This is a genomic window from Clostridium aciditolerans, from assembly GCF_016316925.1.
In the GTDB taxonomy this organism is placed as follows: Bacteria; Bacillota; Clostridia; order Clostridiales; family Clostridiaceae; genus Clostridium_AM; species Clostridium_AM aciditolerans.
This window is the reverse complement of the sequence record NZ_JAEEGB010000003.1, coordinates 40,726-59,738: the sequence shown is the minus strand read 5'-3', so window position 1 is coordinate 59,738 and position 19,013 is coordinate 40,726. Positions and strand designations below refer to the sequence as shown.

The following is a 19,013-nucleotide window of genomic DNA, read 5'->3' as shown; positions in this document are numbered from 1 at the left end:
AAGTATTACTCTTCCTCAAACAAAACTAAACCTACAAGACCAGGTCCACTATGAACTCCTGATACTGGGCTTATGCATCCTCCAAATATTGCTTCTGTTACATTTGGATGTTTTGAGATTTCATTAAAGGCCTTTTGTGAATCCTCCAAGGCATACCCATGCATAGCATAAAATCTACATTTCTTTTCGTCTAAAATTGCCTTTACAAGCTCCATAATTTTATTCAAGGATTGTTTTCTTCCTCTAACTTTTTCATGAGTATAGTATTTTCCGTCATTTATATCTACGGAAACTATAGGTTTTATATTTAAAAGTTCTCCAATAGTTCCTGAAACTTTTCCTATTCTACCGCCTCTCTTTAAATACTCTAATGTTCCAACTACAAAGAAAAGATGAACTCGTTTTCTTATAGAAGGCAAAGCCTCAACTATTTCTTCGAAGCTTTTTCCCTGCTCAATAAGCTTACCACATTCCTCTACTACTACTCCTTCACCCCATGATATTGATTTTGAATCAAATATATGTGTACTAATATTAGGATGGTTTTCACTTGCTATCTTTATGCCATTATAAACTCCCGATAATCCTGAAGATAATACTATAGCTATAGCGTGAGTATACCCTTCTTTTTCTAAGGCTTCAAATAGATTTTCCATATCCTCTAAAGCTGGCATTGATGATGTAGGAACTTCCTTATCTAAATTTTCATATACTTGCTCAGGCGTTATCTCAATCTTGTCCCTATATTCTCTGTCTTTATATATAATTCTAAAGGGAAGTACATTTATATTATACTTTCTTATTATTTCTTCATTAAGATCACCAGTTGTATCTGTGATTAAAGCTATTTTACTCAAAGCTTTTTCCTCCTCTAATTCTAATTAAATTATGAAATTAAATCTAAATATTACTTCATTTACATAATACTTACACAAATAATTATATCATTATGTAGATGATTATCAATAGTGATAATCATCAATGTTGATAATTGTCACTATTGATATACCACCTACTCATATACCAAATGCCTCCATTAAGTGCTTATGCAGCTTAGATTTATTTAATCAATATCCTAAATTTTTTAAGTGTTTATATTACTTTTCTTTCAGATGCTAATTACTTTTAATATTTCAATATGTATATTAAAGAAAATAAGTTAATAATACTTTAATCTTATTTTCGGCATTAATTCTAAACTTTATTCAATTCCTCACATTATATTGTTTTACATTTAGTTATATTATAATTAGAATGCTTTTACTTATCAAATCGCTTTTCAATTTACGACATTCTTTATTAAAATTATGTCACATTTTATAAATTTATATATAAAAATTCCCCCATTGAATATTGACATTTTAATTGCACGATGTTAACATATGTGTAATATAAAATTCAATGTACAAGCCATCCATATATTTCTGGCAATAAGGGTCAGGAGTTTCTACGAGAAACCGTAAATTTCTCACTATGGGTGAATCCGCATAAGATAGTTCTGTTTTCGGATTTACTCATTCTCCGATGGCAGATTTTTTTATGAAGGAGAAATTTATAATGAATTCGACAATATCTACAAATTCCAAAAAATCTATTCTAGATTCAGTATTCAAGCTATCAGAAAACAAAACTAATGCCAAAACTGAAATATTAGCAGGTTTCACAACTTATATAACTATGGCATATGCACTTTTAGTTATACCAAATATATTGAAGTTTTCAGGCATGAATGCTGCTGGCTTAAAAGGTGATGCCGCAGCAAGTCTTTCATCAATAAATGACCCTGTAGTTGCTTCTCTTTTTGTTGGTATGTGTTTAACTTCAGCAATAGGTACAATTATAATGGCCTTTTATGGTAACCTGCCTTTTGCAGTAGCACCAGGTATAGGACTTACTGCTTTCTTTTCCTATAGCGTATGTTTAACTCTTGGTTATTCATGGCAGCAAGCTCTTGCAGCGGTATTCCTTTCAGGTATTTTATTTATACTTATTACAGTTACTTCAATTCGAGAGAAGATAGTAGATTGTCTACCTGAAAACTTAAAAATAGCAATTACAGGCGGTATTGGTCTTTTTATAGCATTAATAGGATTAAAAAGCGGAAGCATAATAGTAGCTAATCCAGCAACTCTTGTAGGCTTTGGAAGTTTTTCAAACCCTCATACTATACTTACCTTACTTGGAATAGTTCTTATGGGAGTTCTTATGGCAAGAAAAGTAAGAGGAGCAATGCTGATATCAATAGTAATAACTACATTAATTGGTATACCTATGAGGATTACAAATATATCAGGACTAAATATACTAAGCTCTCCGGCATCAATAGCACCAACTTTTATGGCATTTGATTTTAAAGGACTTTTAAATCATAACGGCACAGGCTTTATAGGTGCATTAACAAGCATAGTGATGGTAGTATTAACTTTCAGTCTTGTTGACTTATTTGATACAATAGGAACCTTAGTTGGAACAGCTCAAAAAGCTGATATGATACTTCCAGATGGCAAGATTAAAAATATGAAAAAAGCCCTACTCGCTGACGCAATAGCAACAACTATAAGTTCCTTTTTTGGTACTACTACTACTGCTACTTATATAGAATCTACTGCTGGTATAGCCGAAGGTGGAAGAACAGGATTAACATCCTTAGTAGTGGGAATACTTTTCGCTCTGTCAATATTCTTCGGTGGAATTGTAGGTATAGTTCCAGCAGAAGCTACAGCTCCTGCTTTAGTAATAATAGGTTCTCTTATGCTTAGTTCAGTAAAAGATATAAATTTTGACGATTTTACTGAAGCTGTGCCTGTTTTCTTCACAATTTCAATAATGCCTTTTAGTTACAGCATAGCTAATGGCATTGCAGCTGGAATAATCTTTTATCCTATAATGAAGGTTTTTACAGGAAGACACAAAGAAGTTCATCCAATAATATATGTGCTTGCAGCATTATTTATTGTTAGATTTGTACTTCTTCCACAATAGATATTAAAAAGGTATCTCAAGTAGTTTGAGATACCTTTTTACTCAATATGCAATAAAGAACAGTGATCACTTTTGCAATACACTGTTCTTTTCATCTATTTATACCCTCTTATAAATTCATCTATAAAATATCCGATTATGCCACCAGCGGAAGTCATAATAATAATAATACTCTTAGCATCCTTTGTAACCATAGCTAATACAGCTCCTGCCAATAAGCCTGTACATAACCCCATTGCCATTCCTAAACATTCCCTACCTTGTTCTTCTTTATTATTACCTTCCACTAGTTTCCCCCCTCTATACCATAAATGTTTCTTTTCTAATACCCGGTTAATAGCTAATTTGCCTATGCTTAAATATATACCCTCTTTAATATTTAATACCCTTATTCCTATTTTAATTATAATAGAAATTGACTTTTTAAAAGTTAAATATTGATGAAAATTGGTTACAAAATGATTACAATTCGAAGATGTTCTTTTTTAGAAGCTTCCCATAATTTTATTTTAAAAGATATTCCTCTACTTTTTATAAACTAATTATAAACAAATTATAAACTTTAAATAATCTCCTCTTTACCCAAATAAGTTATACTAGAAATCTATTTTATTTTCTAAAATATAAGCTGTTGCTATAAACATTAATGCGAATAATATAACATTCAGAATCATAGCCGCAATATTAATTGGAATAGTACCTGCTGCATTCGCCACAGCTTGAACTTTCAGTATATCTAAATTATAAGTTTGAGGAAAAATGTCAACAATTATTTGTGTGATTTTAGCCACTATAATTGAAACAATAATAAATATTATAAATCCGCCCAATTTTCCTACCTTCTTCTTTTTAATCGCTACCTTGCTTAAAGCTATTGAAAAATAGATTGTAGTAAGTAAATATACATATTCAAATAAGCTGCTTACAATGCTCTCTGTGATAAACTTTGGACTTATATTTCTCATAATCAGTCCAAATTCAATGTTAAATTTACCAGTAGCATGAAAACTTATATAATTAAAAATAAGTGCCACTGCTCCTACTATTAGTCCTTGAACTATAGATGTTATAAGCTTTGATCCTAAAACAGAATATCCAGATTGAGGAAGTGAAAACAATAAATATCCACTATCTTCATACAAATCTCTACTAAATAACCTTATATTCCAAATAAATACTACTACTGCTGCTGCAAAGCTTATTAAAAATGAACAAACTATCACAGCCTCTTGTGGCCATGTATTTATTCTAGTGAATAGAAGTATATTGAGAGCAGCTATTGCACCAATCATTATAATAAAATCCTTATAGTAGCCCTTTAATTCATACTTTATTAAATTAAACATTACTTAAATACCTCCCTATATAACTGGTCTATAGACATCCCCTTCTCATTTCTAAGCTCTTCAGCGTTACCGCTTAATACAATTTTCCCCTCTGAAATGAATGCAACATCATCAAATAGCCTTTCAATATCATTGACCAAATGAGTAGTTATAATTATTGAACTATCTTCGCTATAATTATCTAGTATAGCATCAAGTATTTTTTCTCTTGTTGTAGGATCCACTCCTCCTAAAGGTTCGTCTAATATATAAATCTTTGCTTTTCTCGAAAGTACTAAAGTCAAATATAACTTTTCACTCATTCCTTTTGACAATGTTGGAATTTTGCTGTTGATATCCAGATTCATAAATTCTAACAACTCTTTTGCTTTTTTTTCATCAAAATCCTCGTAGAAGTCTTTAAAGAATTGTATAGCATCTTTTATTTTCATCCATTTAAATAAATAATCTTTATCCGGTAAATATGACACCATTGATTTTGTATGCACACCAGGTTTATGGCCATCTATCAGTATTTCACCACCGGTAGGCCTTAAAAGTCCTGCAGCAATTTTTAAAAATGTTGTTTTACCGCTTCCATTAGGTCCCAAAAGTCCAACAATCTTACCTTTTTTAACCTCTAAATCCAACCCATCTAGAGCTTTTTTATTAAAATAACCTTTTTCAAGCTTTACAGCCTCTAATATAGTATCCATTACATATCCTCCTTAACTTTCTCCTCAACTATCTTTAGAATTTCCTCTGAGCTAAATCCGATATTTTTCATCCCCATTAAAAAATTATCTATAATCTCTTTAGACATTTCTTTTTTTAATTCTTTAATCATCCCTTCATCCTCCATAACAAAAGTCCCCATCCCTCTTTGTGTATAAGTTATCCCTTCTCTTTCAAGCTCTTGGTAAGCCCTTTGAAGAGTATTTGGATTTACCTTTAGCTCTGCGGCCATATCTCTTACAGAAGATAGTTTATCTCCAGGCTTCAGTCTTTTTGTAACTATGTCCCTTTTAATCAAATTCATTATCTGTACATATATAGGAACCTTTTGATCAAAGTTTAGACTCATCTTCACACCTCCGTTTAATTGATATATTGTTTTAGTGTTCTATACAAATAGTACACTAAAACAATATATCTGTCAATACACTTTTACATCATTTCCAAATTATTCATAAATTAAAAAGGTTTTAGGAATTCACCTAAAACCTTTTTACTAATTTAAATTTTAAATTTTTTAACTAATACATTTAAGTCACTAGAAAAACCTTCGAGAATATCAGATGCTGTAACTACCTCTTCAAGCCCTGCAGATTGTTCTTCTGTAGATGCACTAACCTCTTCTGTAGTAGCGGCTATTTCTTGGGATACAGATGATACCTCCTGTATTTTTGATATAACTAAATCTTTATGATTATTTATTTCATTTAATGATTTATCTACAATTTTAATGCTATCCTCTAATTTTATAATAGATTCAGCTATATGCTCAAAGGCCTTTTCAGTAACAGTGACACTTTCGCCGGTAGCTTTATCTAAAGACATCGAGTATTCAACTTTTAATAGGAGATCTGATATACTTGCTTTTATTTCATTAGTTACTTTATTTATCTGAAGTGCAGACTCTGCTGATTGCTCTGCTAGTTTTCTAACTTCACCTGCTACTACAGCAAATCCTTTCCCGAGCTCTCCAGCTCTTGCAGCCTCTATACTTGCATTTAATGCTAAAAGATTAGTTTGCTCTGTTATGGAAGTGATTGTTTCAGTAATAGTACTTATCTCATTAGATTTTTCAGCTAAATCCTTAATTTTTCCTGAAACTTCTCTACTGGATTTTGAAGTTAAAACAAACTTGTCACTTAAATCTTTAATTATCTTAGTTCCATTTTCGGTAGAATTTTTAACTCCCTTTGATAGTTCCACCATATTTTGTGCCCTAATAATTGATTCCTCTACTTCACTTTCAAGCTGAATAATTAAATTCTGACTTTCCTCCATCGCTTCTGCTTGTTTACCAGCACCACTAGCTATTTCTTGGACTACTTTAGATATTTCTTCTCCGGCAGTGCTAGATTGCTCAGCTATGGTTTTCAGTGTGCCCGAAGATGATCTTATATCATCAGATACTTGATGTATGTTGCTTAATATTAACACCATTTCATCTTTTACAGTATTTATTCCTTTAGTAATTCTATCTATTTCATGAATAGCTATATTATTATCTATATTCTCTGTAAAATCCCCATCTTTCATCTTATCTAGTGTCTTCTCTAAGCTAGCTACAGGCTTCGTTATCAATCCAGCTATTAAATTACCTATAAATAGTGCAGCTATTAAACATGCTAAAGAAATTAATAATATCATATTTCTTGCACCGTTAACTCTACTTGCAAGTTCTGATTTTGGTATAAGTGCAGCAGCTATCCATCCAGTTGAATTATCTTTAGTTGTAGATATGAGATAACTTGTCCCATTTATAGTATCTTCATACATCTCCTCTTTATTTGATATAACCTTTGATATCCAATTTAATTCCTTAGGGGTCTTATTTAAAATACCCTTATCTTTGCTCCCTATAACTGTTCCATTCTTGTCAAGTAAAACAATATAACCTTTTTCGCCTACTTTCTTTTCCTGTACCATTTTAGAAATATCATCAAGCTTTATATCTATTGCCGACACTCCTACCATTTCCCCACTTGAAGAATCTTTTACAGTCTTAGCAAAGGTTACCATAAAGTTTCCCTTCTTTAAGCTATCTTCATAGGGATCTGTAAGTATAACTTGTTCTGGTTTATTAACAGCATCCTTATACCATGGTCTCTGTCTCGGATCGAACCCAGCAGGAACGTCCTGTTTTGGCATTACCGTGAAAACTCCATTAACAGTTCCTATGTATGCATTACATATACTTTTGTGAGATTGAACAATTCCATCTAAAGTAATTGAAAGCTTCTGAGCACTCTGAGGATCTCTTATTATAGATTGTGAATCTGGATTTACAGCAAGCATGTCTACCATTTCTATGTTGCTCTTACTTTCCTTGTCTATGACACTTATTATTTCCGACAAATTACTTTTAAGTAAAACATGTAAATCCTCTTTAAAAATTTTCGTTTGCGAAGTATAACTAAATATTCCGACAATCAAAAGTGGTATAACTGCCGAAGCACACAGTAAACCTACAATGACGCCCTTAATACTTCTTTTTTTTGCCATTGTTGCTCTCTCCTTTTTCCGAATATAATAATGAATTTAATTTTTTGTATAATTTCATTTGTAAGATAATTATAACACAACCATATATATTATGGCACAATTATAATTTAATTTTATAGCCTTTTTCTCATATTTATTTAATTAAAGCTAAATATTATGTTTGTTATAATTCTTTTTCTTAACTCTTCAGAATTTTTTGTATTAAAAATTTGTATTAAATTTAATTTAAGTGTTAAACTTTAGGTGAGAATATAGTTTTCAATAAGTTCTTCATTTGTAATAAATTTAATCTATTAGGAGGTCTTATAATGGGTAAAATATTAGGACATTTTATTATGCCTCATCCACCTATATTAGTATCTGAAGTTGGTAAAGGAGAAGAATTAGACGCATCTTTAACTATAGATGCATGCTTCAATGTTGCAAAGGAAATAAGTGAGCTAAAACCTGAAACAATAATAATTATAACTCCTCATGGTCCTATGTTCAGAGATGCCATAGCATTAACAGATAGCAACCACATTTCTGGTGATTTCGGAAATTTTAATTCTCCAGATGTAGAATTCGATATAACAATAGATCTAAATTTAACTGAAAGTATAAAAAATTATGCTCATGGAATGGGTGTACCTACAATTGCTATAAATGAGGATATTGCAGGAAGATACAATATCAGCCATGAACTTGATCATGGAGCAATGGTACCCCTATATTTCGTAAATAAAGAATATAGTAATTATAAATTAGTTCATATTACTTATGGTCTTCTATCAGAGACAGACTTATATAAATTTGGAATATCAATAAAGCAGGCCGTTGAGCTATCTAACACTAATGTTGTAGTAATAGCCTCTGGTGACTTATCCCATAAGCTCAATGATAAAGCTCCCTATGGTTATAGTCCAGAGGGAAAAGTCTTTGATGAAAAAATATTAGAACTTCTTAAATCTGGAGATGTAATGGGCGTATTTGATATGGATAAAGATATGATTGAATCTGCTGGAGAATGCGGTTTAAGATCTTTTGATATTTTACTTGGTACCATGGAAGGAAGAAAAATTAGTGGTGAAATACTATCCTATGAAGGTCCTTTTGGTATAGGCTATGGAGTTATGCGATTTAATGCAGATGAGATGGATGATAAAAATTACTTAGAAAAAATTATAGATAAAAGAAAAAATACTATGAAAAAAATAAGAGACAATGAAGATAAATATGTTAAACTTGCACGTGAAACGCTTGAGCATCACGTTAAAACTGGGGAAACAATAGCTATGCCAGGTTATGTAACGGAGGATATGTTAAGCGAACAGAGAGGTGTATTTGTCTCGCTGAAAAAAGATGGTGAGCTAAGAGGCTGCATAGGAACTATTTTCCCGGCTTATGAAAATACTGCTGAGGAAATAATCAGAAATGCAATAGAAGCTGGCGAAAGAGACCCTAGGTTTTCACCGGTAGAAGAGGAAGAGCTGGATGATATTATCTATTCAGTAGATGTATTAATGCCTCCTGAAGAAGCCTCCCGCGAGACTCTAGATCCTAAAAAATATGGTGTTATTGTAAGAAGTGGAAGAAAAACAGGACTTTTATTACCTGATTTAAGTGGTGTAGATACTGCTACAGAGCAAATAGATATAGCTTTAAAAAAAGCAGGTATAAATCCATTAGAAAACTACAAAATTGAACGTTTTGAGGTCATAAGACATAAATAAAAGGAGATAAGAAATATTTACTAAAGACATTAAAAAAGTGTTTAAATGTGTTTCAATATACTCAAGAAAGGTGTGAGTATATTGAAGCATATAACAAACCTTAAACCAAGTGATTTTGCAAATGGAAAAGGCATTATAATAGACGAAGTTATAAAGGATATAGGAAGTAGACTAAATTATAACCGTAAAGAATGGAATAAACAAAAGATTAAGGAGGACGAAGAAATTGCTAAGAGCTTACAAGATGGAAATTAAGCCTACTAAAGAGCAAAAGTTAAAAATACATCAAACTATTGGTGTTAGTAGATTTATTTATAATTTCTACATTGCCCATAATAAAGAAGCTTATAAAAAAGAAAATAGATTTGTTAGTGGAATAGAATTTTCAAAATGGCTTAACAATAAGTATATACCTAATAATGAAGATAAAACTTGGATTAAAGAAGTATCTTCTAAAGCCACTAAACAGGCAATAATGAATGGTGAAAAAGCATTTAAAAAATTCTTTAAGGGTGAAAGTGACTTTCCTAAGTTCAAGAAAAAGAAAAATCAAGAGGTTAAGGCGTATTTTCCAAAAAATAATAAAACTGATTGGACTATTGAAAGGCATAGAATTAAAGTACCAACTTTAGGAGTTATAAGGTTAAAGGAATTTGGATATATTCCAGTTAATTCAATAGTTAAAAGTGGAACTATAAGCCAAAAAGCTAATAGGTACTATGTTTCTATATTAGTTGAAGAAAGTATTCATATTAATAATAAAGCTTATTCAGAAGGGATAGGCTTAGATTTAGGACTTAAAGATTTTGCAATTTGTAGCAATGAATTAATTAAAAAGAATATCAATAAAACAAATACAGTAAGAAAAACAGAAAAGAAGTTAAAAAGAGAGCAAAGAAAACTTTCAAGGAAATATGAGAGTTTGAAAATAAGAAATAAAAATGTGAAAGGAGAAGCTACTCGTCAAAATATCCAAAAACAAATAGTAAAGGTACAAAAACTTCATCAAAGACTTACCAATATTAGAACTGATTACATTAATAAAACAGTAAGTGAGTTAATAGAGCAAAAACCAAGCTTTATAACAATAGAAAATTTAAACATTAAAGGTATGATGAAGAATAAGAATTTAGCAAAATCAATAGCACAACAAAAATTTTATGAATTTACTGCTAAACTTATTTCAAAAGCTAATCAAAATAATATTGAAGTAAGAATAGTTGATAGATTTTATCCATCATCAAAGTTGTGCAGTTCTTGTGGCGAGATTAAGAAGGATTTAAAGCTTAAAGATAGAGTTTATAAATGCAGTTGTGGACTTTCTATTGATAGGGATTTAAATGCAAGTATTAATCTTAAAAATGCTAAAAAATACAAGATAGCTTAATATCAAAAGTTCTTGTATGTGTACCCAAGGCTATTTGGGGAATTTACGACTGTGGAGTGCTATACAAACTGTAGTAGCTTAGGCAAGGCAGAGTACGTTGAAACAGTAAAAATCTCAATATGGGTATATTTGTCCATGTTTTGAGTAGCAGATAAACTATGAAAAAGGAAGGGCTTTTTTATACCGTAGACAAAGATGGTAAAATCTTATGTGAACTTTGTCCTCAAAGATGCCATATAAAAGAAGGCGGAATTGGCTTTTGTGGAGCAAGAAAGGTTGAAGATGGAGTATTATACACCTTAAACTATGGAAATATAAGCTCAGCATCTATGGACCCTATTGAAAAAAAACCTCTTTATCATTTTAGGCCAGGAAAGTTTATTTTGTCTGTAGGAAGTTTCGGTTGTAATTTCAGATGCGGCTTTTGTCAAAACTATTCAATCTCACAGACACAACCTAATACACAGTATCTAACCCCTGAGGAATTGATTGACCTAGCATTAAAACAAGAAAATAATACTGGCATAGCCTTCACATACAACGAACCATCAATATGGTATGAATATATTAAGGATGTATGCGAAAAAGCTAAAGATAAAAATATAGACTTCGTTTTAGTTAGCAATGGTTATATAAGTGAAGAACCACTTGAGTCATTGCTTCCTCATATAAGTGCTGCAAATATAGACCTTAAAGCTTTTGATAATAAATTCTATAAAGGTGTTTGTGGCGGAGATGTGAAAATAGTAATGAGAAATATAGAAAAGATGCATAACAAATGTCACCTTGAAATAACTACTCTTTTAATAGAAGGATATAACGATTCAGAGGATGATGTTAGCAAATTATGCAAATGGATAGCGGATTTAAATCCTAACATACCTCTTCATTTATCAAGATATTTTCCTTCGTATAAATTCGATGCTCCAGCTACTTCTTTAGAAAGAATGAGTTTATGCAGGGATATAGCAAAACAGTATCTTAATTATGTATACGTAGGAAATGTTCAAGATGCTGATAAAAACACTTATTGTCCTAAATGTGGTGAACTTTTAATTAAACGTACTTTGTTTGATACAGAGGTGTTATTAAATAATAAAAATTGTCCTGTATGCGGGCATGATATTAACATAAGTCTTTAAAGTAGCAGTTTAAGCACTTTTAGAGAATGTCTAAAAACCCTATGCGCGGCATAGGGTTTTATTACACTTTCATTTAATTATTCGGTTTTTATTTAGTTTTAAATTGTTTACTCAGTTCTGTTACATTACCTGCTAATTTATTACACTCTTCTACATCACTTTGGCTATAGAAATTGATTACTCCACCTGAAATAACATATTGGCCTTCTTTTGATTGTAAAAATTCTAGATATTTATCCATTGCTGCCACAAGAGATTTTGCTGAATTTAATTCTTTCATATCCTTATCATAGTTTTCTTTTCTTAGAGCGTTGTAATCATTTATTAATTTTTTTTCAAATTCAGTATCTATCCCCTTATACTGTCCTAGTTTCTTATCAATATTAGTTTTATTCTCTTTTATACCTGCTTCATATTTAGCAAGTGAACTGTTTAAACTGCTTATTTTTTTTCTTGATTGCTCTATTGCAGCTGGGCTTCCTATAAATTCATTGGTACTCATGTTATTTTTAAACATATTTGAATCCAATTCTTTTTTAAGGTTCTTATCTAATGAAATAATTTTATCAACATCCTCATTTGCAATGTTTACTAATGGGGCAAGCTTTCCGTAGTCCTTTTTTTCTGCAGAATTTGTTTTAACAGCAGTGTTATCTATTAACTTTTGAGATATTGATGTTATATATTTTTGAGCTGCCTCTTCTTTTTGATCTTCTATTATTTTAAATCCATATATACTCATTGCAATTATAACAAGGATACCAGCAGTAGTGGCTAATCTTGTCTTTCTTTTACTTTTTTTATTGCTTGGTTCTATTTCTGTGTTTGCTAAATTATTACTAAAATCTTGATTCATTTTATAACCCTCTCTTTTAATCCTTTTTCTTTTCTAAGTCACATGATGTTGCAGATATTTCTTCTGCTGTTTCCATATTAGAATTAATTAAATTACTGCCATCTATATTTGAAGTATTTTCTTCAATACCAGAAGATTTCTTTTTAAATTTGCTGATTATTTTCTTAAAAAGTCCACCTATGCCTAATATAACTACTATCCATATCTTCTTAAGTATAAGCAATAGTTTAGCAAGTAACCCCGTCTTTGCTGCAGCTGCTCCAGCACCGCCTACAATTAGTGCTGTCAGACCCAATTCAGAAACTTTATCTCCCTTTATATAATCCGTATATTTTTTACCCTCTTTATAAGAGTACTTGCTAATTATAGTATCTAATTGAGGTTTTACCTTTTCCATTTCATCTTTACCTGCAACTAAAGTAACTTCAGTTACTCCACCACGTCCAAGAATTCTTACATTATAATTTACTATTTTTTCTCCATCACTGTTACTCAAAACTGACCAAACTAAATTATGAGTCTTATCATCATAATGTGGTTTTTCATCCCATCCAATTATATCTAGCGTAGGAGCCCCTTTTTGTTTTCTTTCCTCATTGTCTTTTTCTGTTCCTTTTTTTATCTCTTCTAATAATTTGTCTGCATTTATTTTTTTAGCATCATTATCCCTTACATATCCTATAGGATCAAATTCAAATAAAACAAACCAGTTTTGTTTAGTATCTTTTGAAAAAACTATTCCTTGTTCTCTTCCAGTAACGGAATTATCCATTTGTTTCATCAATTTTTTTGCATCTTCGCCATTTGCAAAAACATATTCATCTGGCAAATCTAGCTTTGCTAAATCGCTTCCAACATCCACAGTCTTAGGCCCTTCTATCCATTTTATATCTGGTTTAGTAGTATTATTTGCATATACGTGATGTGTATTAAATACAATTGAAATTAATATTAATAATAAGTACGATAATTTTTTATACATAAAGTGTCCCCCCGGTATTAATAATTTAAAGTTCTTTCTTACTTCAATCCATCAAAGAAATCAAGTTCTGATAGATCATTTTTCATCATACATTTGTTTTATGCCGACTTCTATATCCCCCCTTTTTTTTGCACAATAAACAAACCTCTATTTTCATAAAATCCTTATGAATATAGGGGCATTTAAATAACTAATTCTATAGATTAGATATTTATATTATGCACACATCTTTGGTCTTTAATATTTTTTAAAATTTGATTAAATTCTTGCCTTTAATTCCATTTTATCACATATTATGTACATTTTCAACAATATTGTATAAAATGTACTCATATTGATTAATATGTAATCTTTGCCGTGCACAACATACCAACAGCGATAAGCATTAAAATAACCATATGATTCTTTCATTGCTAACTCACCCAAGAAACCATTTGCCTCTTTTTGACAAAATTATATCATATTTTTTTCAATTTTATTTTTTCCCTTACTCAGTAGTGTAGTTTCGCTACCGAATAGCAACTTTTGATATAAATTTACAAAAAATAAAAGAAGATATTCTAAAATGAGATAAAATCCCTTTAAAATATCTTCTTTGAACAACCAATGAAGCTTATTAGCAATTTTTCTTGTTTTTTCTCTGTCTTTTGACCTGTCTTTGGCTCATCATTAAATGGAGGATATTTTTCTCTATCGCTTCCATTTTTTCTTACACAGCCCGCTAAAATCGGTGCTTCACTGCTTTCATTGGGAAAATAAAGTCTTGCACTTGTTCCAACTACGGGCATTGAATACATTGCATTTCCTGTGAGCGGTGCATATGGAAACCAGGCGGCTTCTTTATTTTGTCCTTTGTCTATATCTAGATGAAGTTTTACCTCTTCACCTTCTACAGCCGCAACTTTCCCTTCAAGAGACCCTCCACTTAAAAGTGAATTATAAATTTTTGTTTGCCATATACCGTTTTTTCTACATAAACGATATTTATAAATTACTTCATCCTTTAAAGCATAAGCTGAATATTGATTTACATAAAGCTCCTTATTTTTAAACCGTATCTTATCTCCAACTTCATACTTTTCTCTTCTTTCTATTTCATAATAAAAGTAATCTGTATCGTGTCCTGCTTCAATTCCACCTGCTTCATGAAATCTTTTTAGATTCTTATGAGCTTTATAAAAACCCATATCTTCTATTTCATAACTTGCTTTAATTGGTCTCCCAAAATAAAACATATTACGTATTTCCATTATATCACAAAATAATTCTGAATTTAACTCACTAGCTATTCTCTTTAGAAAGTTCCAATCAGTTTCTTTATATTGAAATAATGGCTTTCCTATTGTTTGTCCTTCTGCTGTACATTGTGTATAGCTGTAGCCTGAATAATCCTTTAAAATTATTCCTATAAGTTCATTATATGTCATACTAGCATTTTGAAAGGATCTGCTTTTTTCTTTTATATCTAATTCAAAACCTGATGTAAGTGCTTGTATTTCTAAGTAATAAACTCCGTTGACATTACTTGTCTTAATATTTTGCACTATCCCATTAAACAATATCTTACTTTTGCTTTCCTTTACTACATTAATATTTACAGGACTTTCATTACTTGTATTTTCATCTTCTGTTTCTTCATAAATACATATTTTATCACTAGTAGACGCATTTATAGCAGACTGAAAGTTAATTGAATCATTTATTAAACATTTTAAATATAAATATCCATGTTCATTAGGTTTATTATCAATAGAGATAATATAGACTATATTCCAATCTAGAACATCTCTTAATTGCATCTCTTTTGGATAAGCTATCAAAAATTATATTATTAAATAGCTTGTTTACTATACTTTTAATTCTATATTGATATTATCTATAATTAATTTTCTAATAATTTTCAACATAAACATTTACTTAACATAGCTGGTCTTGGGACTGAAACATAAAATTGCAAAATTAAATGGTAGCAACAACTCTTTGCTGTTACTACCATTTTAACATTGGTATAAACTTTATTCATCTGTTTAATACAGATTATTATAAATTGATTTATTTCATAATTTTTATTACTTTAAGTATATATTTGATGCTGACATTGATTTCAATACCAATACTTAAAAATTTCTTTACAAATTTATTAATCTGATATATTCAATAAACTTTTATCTAGTTTCAAATGAAATTCAAAACCTTCTAATTTTAAAATTAGTCTCTAAATGCAATTAATCTTCATAATCATCAAATTGTATAAAAATTCTTTCTTCTGGTATTTCTAATTCTTCTAAATATACTTTTCTAATTTGTTCTTTTAAGCCTATATATTTTTCTTTACTTTGTTTTCTATTATAAACTTCTAAATTTACAAATACTCCCTTTTCTACTTCTTTCCCACCAAAATATATAGGATATTTATCTTCAAAATTAATCTCAAAATTAACTTGATTCAAACAATATTTTACGCAATCCTCAATCCTTTTTTTTAATGTTTCTTCCTTTTCCTTTGTAATTTCTATAGTAATTTTATTTACTATTTCTGATAACATCATATACCTCCCTCGATAGTCATAAATTTCTTTAATATATTCAGTTTTTAAAATAATAAGTTATTATAAATATGATACACAACCTACATATTCAATATTAGTACCCTTTATAATGTCTTCTTCATGTTTATAATCATATAAAAGAATTAATGAATTAACTGGCTTATCAAATTTATTTTTACCCAATAGATTTTCAAACCTATGAATAATTATATTGCTATAAGAAAAAGGTTTTAGTAAATCTTTAATTACTATCAATTTTTCATTATAAAATTCATATTCTATTGAGTCATCATCAGTATGTCCAAAATCAAATTCATTTGCAAATTTTGAATATATTTGATCTCCATCTGCTGTGTATCCCAAACAAACATAATTTTTTAACTCCGTTATTGAATTAAAATTTCCAATCCACAAAGATACTAATCCGCTTATTTCCATAAAAATTCCTCCCTAATTAAAATCTAATAGTTCCTTTGGAAGCATATTTCTTCCACCTTTTAATTTTGTATCTGCCCATTTTGCAAGTTTTCTCTTAAAATCGTTATAATCTTTACTTTTATCAATTAAATCAAATAACTCATTATGTGCTATTTTACCTCCTGCTGAACAATGATGTGCTCCATCTGGATTTAAAAAGTAAACATCATCTGTCAATGTTCTTAGTTCTCTAATCTTATCCATTGAAATTCCCCATTTTTTAAATATAGGCGCTTTTTCACATGCGAGCCATTCGTGATACCCCCCTGGCTGTCTTATCCTATCCTTAATTGCATTTTTCACTTTCTTCAATTTTGGATTTGTCCAAATTTCATTTAAAGTATTATCATCTAAATCATCAAACCATTTATTAAACTCATTATTTCTAACTGAAGGTACATCTTTAGCCGTTAACTCTTTACCTTTACCCTCACCCTTAGTATCATTAATATCAATATTTTTATTAGGAGAACCCTTACCTTTCTCTGTAATCTTAGAAATCTGATTCTTAAAGAATGATGTTTCTTCTGGTGGGCTACTGAAACTTACCCCGTCTGCTGTAACACATTCTTTCTCTAAACCAAGAGATTTTCTAACATTATATCTTGCTTGATTAAGGGCATTTAATCCATCATCTGCTTTTGCTGCTCCTGCTCGTAATAAATCATCGACTTTATTATTAATCTTAGTCGTTACCTCATTAAACTTATTGGCTGCTCTATCCACCAGATCTTGAGCACTATTCTTTATGCTAGTTACTACATTATCAACCTTATTTGCTGCTTTCTCAAACAATTCTCTGCTAGTCTTAGTAAATGCATTTAATATATCATCTGCTTTTCCAGATACTTTACTTAATATCGCCTCAGCTTCACTAGATAATTTGCCAAGCACTTTTCCAATAGATTTAGTTACATAAGGTGAAACCTTTGATATAAGTTTTCCTGCTCCATGTAATAGTCCTCCTGTAGCAGCTCCAATAAGTCCATCAAACAATGTTTGCTTTAAGCTAAATTTTCCATCTATTGCTTGATTTAAGAGACTATCGGCCATGCCATTTATTCCACCAAATGCCATGATTCCGCCTACACTGCCAAAGCCTCCAAAAGGACCAAATATAGCTCCAGATACTGCACCTGTAAAAGCTCCCTTTAGGGCATTTTTTGCATATGTTCCCAGACTACTTTGCGTACCATTCATCTTGTCAGATATCGCAGTACTTGCTACTGCACATGCTGCACCTACACATGCCCCAATAGCAGCCCCTATTAATACTGCTCCTACTCCACAAGTAGCTACAACAGCGACTACTGCTACTGCTGCTAATACTCCTACTGCTAATTTCCCCCAATTAAATCCTTTCTTCTCTTGCTTCTTTTCCTGTTTTTTCTCTTGCTTCTTCTCTATCTTCTGGCCTGCCTTTGTTCATCATCAAACGGAGGATATGCTTCTCTATCGCTTCCATTTTTTATTACATTATCTCCTAAAAAATGAAACTCATTTTCTATTGAAAAACCACTTTGTGTACCTTTTTTGGCTGCAAGTATCTGACTTTGTGCTTTTATATTTACACTTTGGGGTGTTTTTATTATTATTTCACCATCTGCATTTAAGCTTAATTTTTTAGGACTTTTAAGGGTTACTCCTACATTATCATCAAAACTTATACTAAGTGGCTCTTTTGATCCACCCTTTATGCTTAATGCACCTGGAGTCATTTCTATTTCACTGCCATGTTCTGTTCCAAAATATCTTTTAGTTGTATCTGACGTTTTAGCGCAGCTGCTTCCGTTTTTTCTTACACAGCCTGTTACAACTGGTGCTTCACTGCTTTCATTAGGAAAATAAAGCCTTGCACTTGTCCCAACTATGGGCATTGAATACATTGCATTTCCTGTGGGTGGTGCATATGGAAACCAGGCGGCTTCTTTATTTTGTCCTTTGTCTATATCTAGATGAAGTTTTACTTTTCACCTTCTACAGCCGTAACTTTCCCTTCAAGAGACCCTCCACTTAAAAGTGAATTATAAATTTTTGTTTGCCATATACTGTTTTTTCTGCATAAACGATATTTATAAATTACTTCATCCTTTAAAGCATAAGCTGAATATTGATTTACATAAAGCTCCTTATTTTTAAACCGAATGTTATCTCCAACTTCATACTTTTCTCTTCTTTCTATTTCATAATAAAAGTAATCTGTATCGTGTCCTGCTTCAATTCCACCTGCTTTATGAAATCTTTTTAAATTCTTATGAGCTTTATAAAAACCCATATCTTCTATTTCATAACTTGCTTTAATTGGTCTCCCAAAGTAAAACATATTACGTGTTTCCATTATATCACAAAATAATTCTTATATATTTC

The 19,013-nt window shown here is 30.7% G+C and carries 20 protein-coding genes and 1 riboswitch; of the genes, 5 read left to right on the top strand and 15 right to left on the bottom strand.

All coding sequences use genetic code 11. From position 1 onward, the window contains the following. Nucleotides 1-5: 5 nt before the first annotated feature. Entirely contained in the window at nt 6-857 is an 852-nt protein-coding gene (locus I6U51_RS01455) for a DegV family protein (RefSeq protein WP_211140833.1), read from the bottom strand. A 537-nt stretch (nt 858-1,394) separates the two neighbouring features. Beyond that, a riboswitch (purine riboswitch) is annotated at nt 1,395-1,494 on the top strand. A 63-nt stretch (nt 1,495-1,557) separates the two neighbouring features. On the opposite strand from I6U51_RS01455, the gene I6U51_RS01450 reads away from it, so the two are divergent. After that, nucleotides 1,558-2,982, top strand: coding sequence for an NCS2 family permease (locus I6U51_RS01450; RefSeq protein WP_211140832.1), 1,425 nt, complete (start codon nt 1,558-1,560; stop codon nt 2,980-2,982). 95 nt (nt 2,983-3,077) lie between these two features. On the opposite strand, the gene I6U51_RS01445 is transcribed toward I6U51_RS01450, so the two are convergent. The 5 genes from I6U51_RS01445 to I6U51_RS01425 all read right to left on the bottom strand — a co-directional run bounded on the left by I6U51_RS01445 (nt 3,078) and on the right by I6U51_RS01425 (nt 7,541). Next, nucleotides 3,078-3,269, bottom strand: coding sequence for a hypothetical protein (locus I6U51_RS01445; protein ID WP_211140831.1), 192 nt, complete (start codon nt 3,267-3,269; stop codon nt 3,078-3,080). A gap of 309 nt (nt 3,270-3,578) precedes the next feature. Continuing rightward, nucleotides 3,579-4,328: a hypothetical protein gene (locus tag I6U51_RS01440; RefSeq protein WP_211140830.1), complete on the bottom strand. Its 750-nt coding sequence runs from the start codon at nt 4,326-4,328 to the stop codon at nt 3,579-3,581. After that, the gene (locus tag I6U51_RS01435; RefSeq protein WP_211140829.1) at nt 4,328-5,023 is read right to left on the bottom strand and encodes an ABC transporter ATP-binding protein; all 696 of its coding nucleotides are present in this window, start codon (nt 5,021-5,023) and stop codon (nt 4,328-4,330) included. Before I6U51_RS01435 ends, I6U51_RS01440 begins: the two co-directional genes overlap by 1 nt. Beyond that, entirely contained in the window at nt 5,023-5,391 is a 369-nt protein-coding gene (locus I6U51_RS01430; RefSeq protein WP_178907676.1) for a GntR family transcriptional regulator, read from the bottom strand. Before I6U51_RS01430 ends, I6U51_RS01435 begins: the two co-directional genes overlap by 1 nt. A 152-nt stretch (nt 5,392-5,543) precedes the next feature. Beyond that, on the bottom strand, nt 5,544-7,541 hold the full coding sequence (locus I6U51_RS01425; protein ID WP_211140828.1) for a methyl-accepting chemotaxis protein: 1,998 nt from the start codon (nt 7,539-7,541) through the stop codon (nt 5,544-5,546). Between the two features lie 308 nt (nt 7,542-7,849). Between I6U51_RS01425 and amrA the strand changes: the two genes are divergently transcribed. The 4 genes from amrA to amrS all read left to right on the top strand — a co-directional run bounded on the left by amrA (nt 7,850) and on the right by amrS (nt 11,782). After that, nucleotides 7,850-9,253: an AmmeMemoRadiSam system protein A gene (gene amrA / locus I6U51_RS01420; protein ID WP_211140827.1), complete on the top strand. Its 1,404-nt coding sequence runs from the start codon at nt 7,850-7,852 to the stop codon at nt 9,251-9,253. A gap of 81 nt (nt 9,254-9,334) precedes the next feature. Then, nucleotides 9,335-9,508, top strand: a complete 174-nt coding sequence (locus I6U51_RS01415) for a hypothetical protein (protein WP_211141074.1) — start codon at nt 9,335-9,337, stop codon at nt 9,506-9,508. Beyond that, nucleotides 9,480-10,640: an RNA-guided endonuclease InsQ/TnpB family protein gene (locus I6U51_RS01410; protein ID WP_211140826.1), complete on the top strand. Its 1,161-nt coding sequence runs from the start codon at nt 9,480-9,482 to the stop codon at nt 10,638-10,640. The genes I6U51_RS01415 and I6U51_RS01410 overlap by 29 nt, the downstream gene beginning before the upstream one ends. A gap of 158 nt (nt 10,641-10,798) precedes the next feature. Beyond that, nucleotides 10,799-11,782 (top strand): AmmeMemoRadiSam system radical SAM enzyme, encoded by a 984-nt coding sequence (amrS, locus tag I6U51_RS01405; RefSeq protein WP_211140825.1) that lies wholly within the window; start codon nt 10,799-10,801, stop codon nt 11,780-11,782. Between the two features lie 88 nt (nt 11,783-11,870). Here amrS and I6U51_RS01400 read toward each other — a convergent pair whose 3' ends face one another. The 9 genes from I6U51_RS01400 to I6U51_RS01360 form a co-directional block, all read right to left on the bottom strand. After that, the gene (locus I6U51_RS01400) at nt 11,871-12,638 is read right to left on the bottom strand and encodes a hypothetical protein (protein WP_211140824.1); all 768 of its coding nucleotides are present in this window, start codon (nt 12,636-12,638) and stop codon (nt 11,871-11,873) included. Between the two features lie 16 nt (nt 12,639-12,654). Continuing rightward, the gene (locus tag I6U51_RS01395) at nt 12,655-13,620 is read right to left on the bottom strand and encodes a DUF2167 domain-containing protein (RefSeq protein ID WP_211140823.1); all 966 of its coding nucleotides are present in this window, start codon (nt 13,618-13,620) and stop codon (nt 12,655-12,657) included. A gap of 258 nt (nt 13,621-13,878) precedes the next feature. Continuing rightward, on the bottom strand, nt 13,879-14,031 hold the full coding sequence (locus I6U51_RS01390; RefSeq protein WP_211140822.1) for a hypothetical protein: 153 nt from the start codon (nt 14,029-14,031) through the stop codon (nt 13,879-13,881). 170 nt (nt 14,032-14,201) lie between these two features. Continuing rightward, on the bottom strand, nt 14,202-15,440 hold the full coding sequence (locus I6U51_RS01385) for a late control protein D (protein ID WP_343069430.1): 1,239 nt from the start codon (nt 15,438-15,440) through the stop codon (nt 14,202-14,204). A 405-nt stretch (nt 15,441-15,845) separates the two neighbouring features. Further along, nucleotides 15,846-16,166, bottom strand: coding sequence for a hypothetical protein (locus tag I6U51_RS01380; RefSeq protein WP_211140821.1), 321 nt, complete (start codon nt 16,164-16,166; stop codon nt 15,846-15,848). Nucleotides 16,167-16,229: 63 nt separating this feature from the next. Continuing rightward, entirely contained in the window at nt 16,230-16,607 is a 378-nt protein-coding gene (locus I6U51_RS01375; protein ID WP_211140820.1) for an immunity 22 family protein, read from the bottom strand. A 12-nt stretch (nt 16,608-16,619) separates the two neighbouring features. Then, nucleotides 16,620-17,846: a hypothetical protein gene (locus tag I6U51_RS01370; protein WP_211140819.1), complete on the bottom strand. Its 1,227-nt coding sequence runs from the start codon at nt 17,844-17,846 to the stop codon at nt 16,620-16,622. Nucleotides 17,847-18,049: 203 nt separating this feature from the next. Beyond that, complete coding sequence (locus I6U51_RS01365) at nt 18,050-18,523, bottom strand: hypothetical protein (RefSeq protein WP_211140818.1); 474 nt, start codon at nt 18,521-18,523, stop codon at nt 18,050-18,052. 86 nt (nt 18,524-18,609) lie between these two features. Then, on the bottom strand, nt 18,610-18,984 hold the full coding sequence (locus I6U51_RS01360) for a hypothetical protein (RefSeq protein WP_211140817.1): 375 nt from the start codon (nt 18,982-18,984) through the stop codon (nt 18,610-18,612). Between the last annotated feature and the right edge of the window lie 29 nt (nt 18,985-19,013).

Excerpts from the sequence above, each read along its gene's own strand:
- I6U51_RS01450 (WP_211140832.1), top strand. The coding sequence starts at position 1,558 with ATGAATTCGACAATATCTACAAATTCCAAAAAATCTATTCTAGATTCA.
- I6U51_RS01440 (WP_211140830.1), bottom strand. The coding sequence starts at position 4,328 with ATGTTTAATTTAATAAAGTATGAATTAAAGGGCTACTATAAGGATTTT.
- I6U51_RS01435 (WP_211140829.1), bottom strand. The coding sequence starts at position 5,023 with ATGGATACTATATTAGAGGCTGTAAAGCTTGAAAAAGGTTATTTTAAT.
- I6U51_RS01430 (WP_178907676.1), bottom strand. The coding sequence starts at position 5,391 with ATGAGTCTAAACTTTGATCAAAAGGTTCCTATATATGTACAGATAATG.
- I6U51_RS01425 (WP_211140828.1), bottom strand. The coding sequence starts at position 7,541 with ATGGCAAAAAAAAGAAGTATTAAGGGCGTCATTGTAGGTTTACTGTGT.
- amrA (WP_211140827.1), top strand. The coding sequence starts at position 7,850 with ATGGGTAAAATATTAGGACATTTTATTATGCCTCATCCACCTATATTA.
- amrS (WP_211140825.1), top strand. The coding sequence starts at position 10,799 with ATGAAAAAGGAAGGGCTTTTTTATACCGTAGACAAAGATGGTAAAATC.
- I6U51_RS01400 (WP_211140824.1), bottom strand. The coding sequence starts at position 12,638 with ATGAATCAAGATTTTAGTAATAATTTAGCAAACACAGAAATAGAACCA.
- I6U51_RS01395 (WP_211140823.1), bottom strand. The coding sequence starts at position 13,620 with ATGTATAAAAAATTATCGTACTTATTATTAATATTAATTTCAATTGTA.
- I6U51_RS01390 (WP_211140822.1), bottom strand. The coding sequence starts at position 14,031 with ATGAAAGAATCATATGGTTATTTTAATGCTTATCGCTGTTGGTATGTT.
- I6U51_RS01380 (WP_211140821.1), bottom strand. The coding sequence starts at position 16,166 with ATGTTATCAGAAATAGTAAATAAAATTACTATAGAAATTACAAAGGAA.
- I6U51_RS01375 (WP_211140820.1), bottom strand. The coding sequence starts at position 16,607 with ATGGAAATAAGCGGATTAGTATCTTTGTGGATTGGAAATTTTAATTCA.
- I6U51_RS01370 (WP_211140819.1), bottom strand. The coding sequence starts at position 17,846 with ATGAATGGTACGCAAAGTAGTCTGGGAACATATGCAAAAAATGCCCTA.
- I6U51_RS01365 (WP_211140818.1), bottom strand. The coding sequence starts at position 18,523 with ATGCCCATAGTTGGGACAAGTGCAAGGCTTTATTTTCCTAATGAAAGC.
- I6U51_RS01360 (WP_211140817.1), bottom strand. The coding sequence starts at position 18,984 with ATGGAAACACGTAATATGTTTTACTTTGGGAGACCAATTAAAGCAAGT.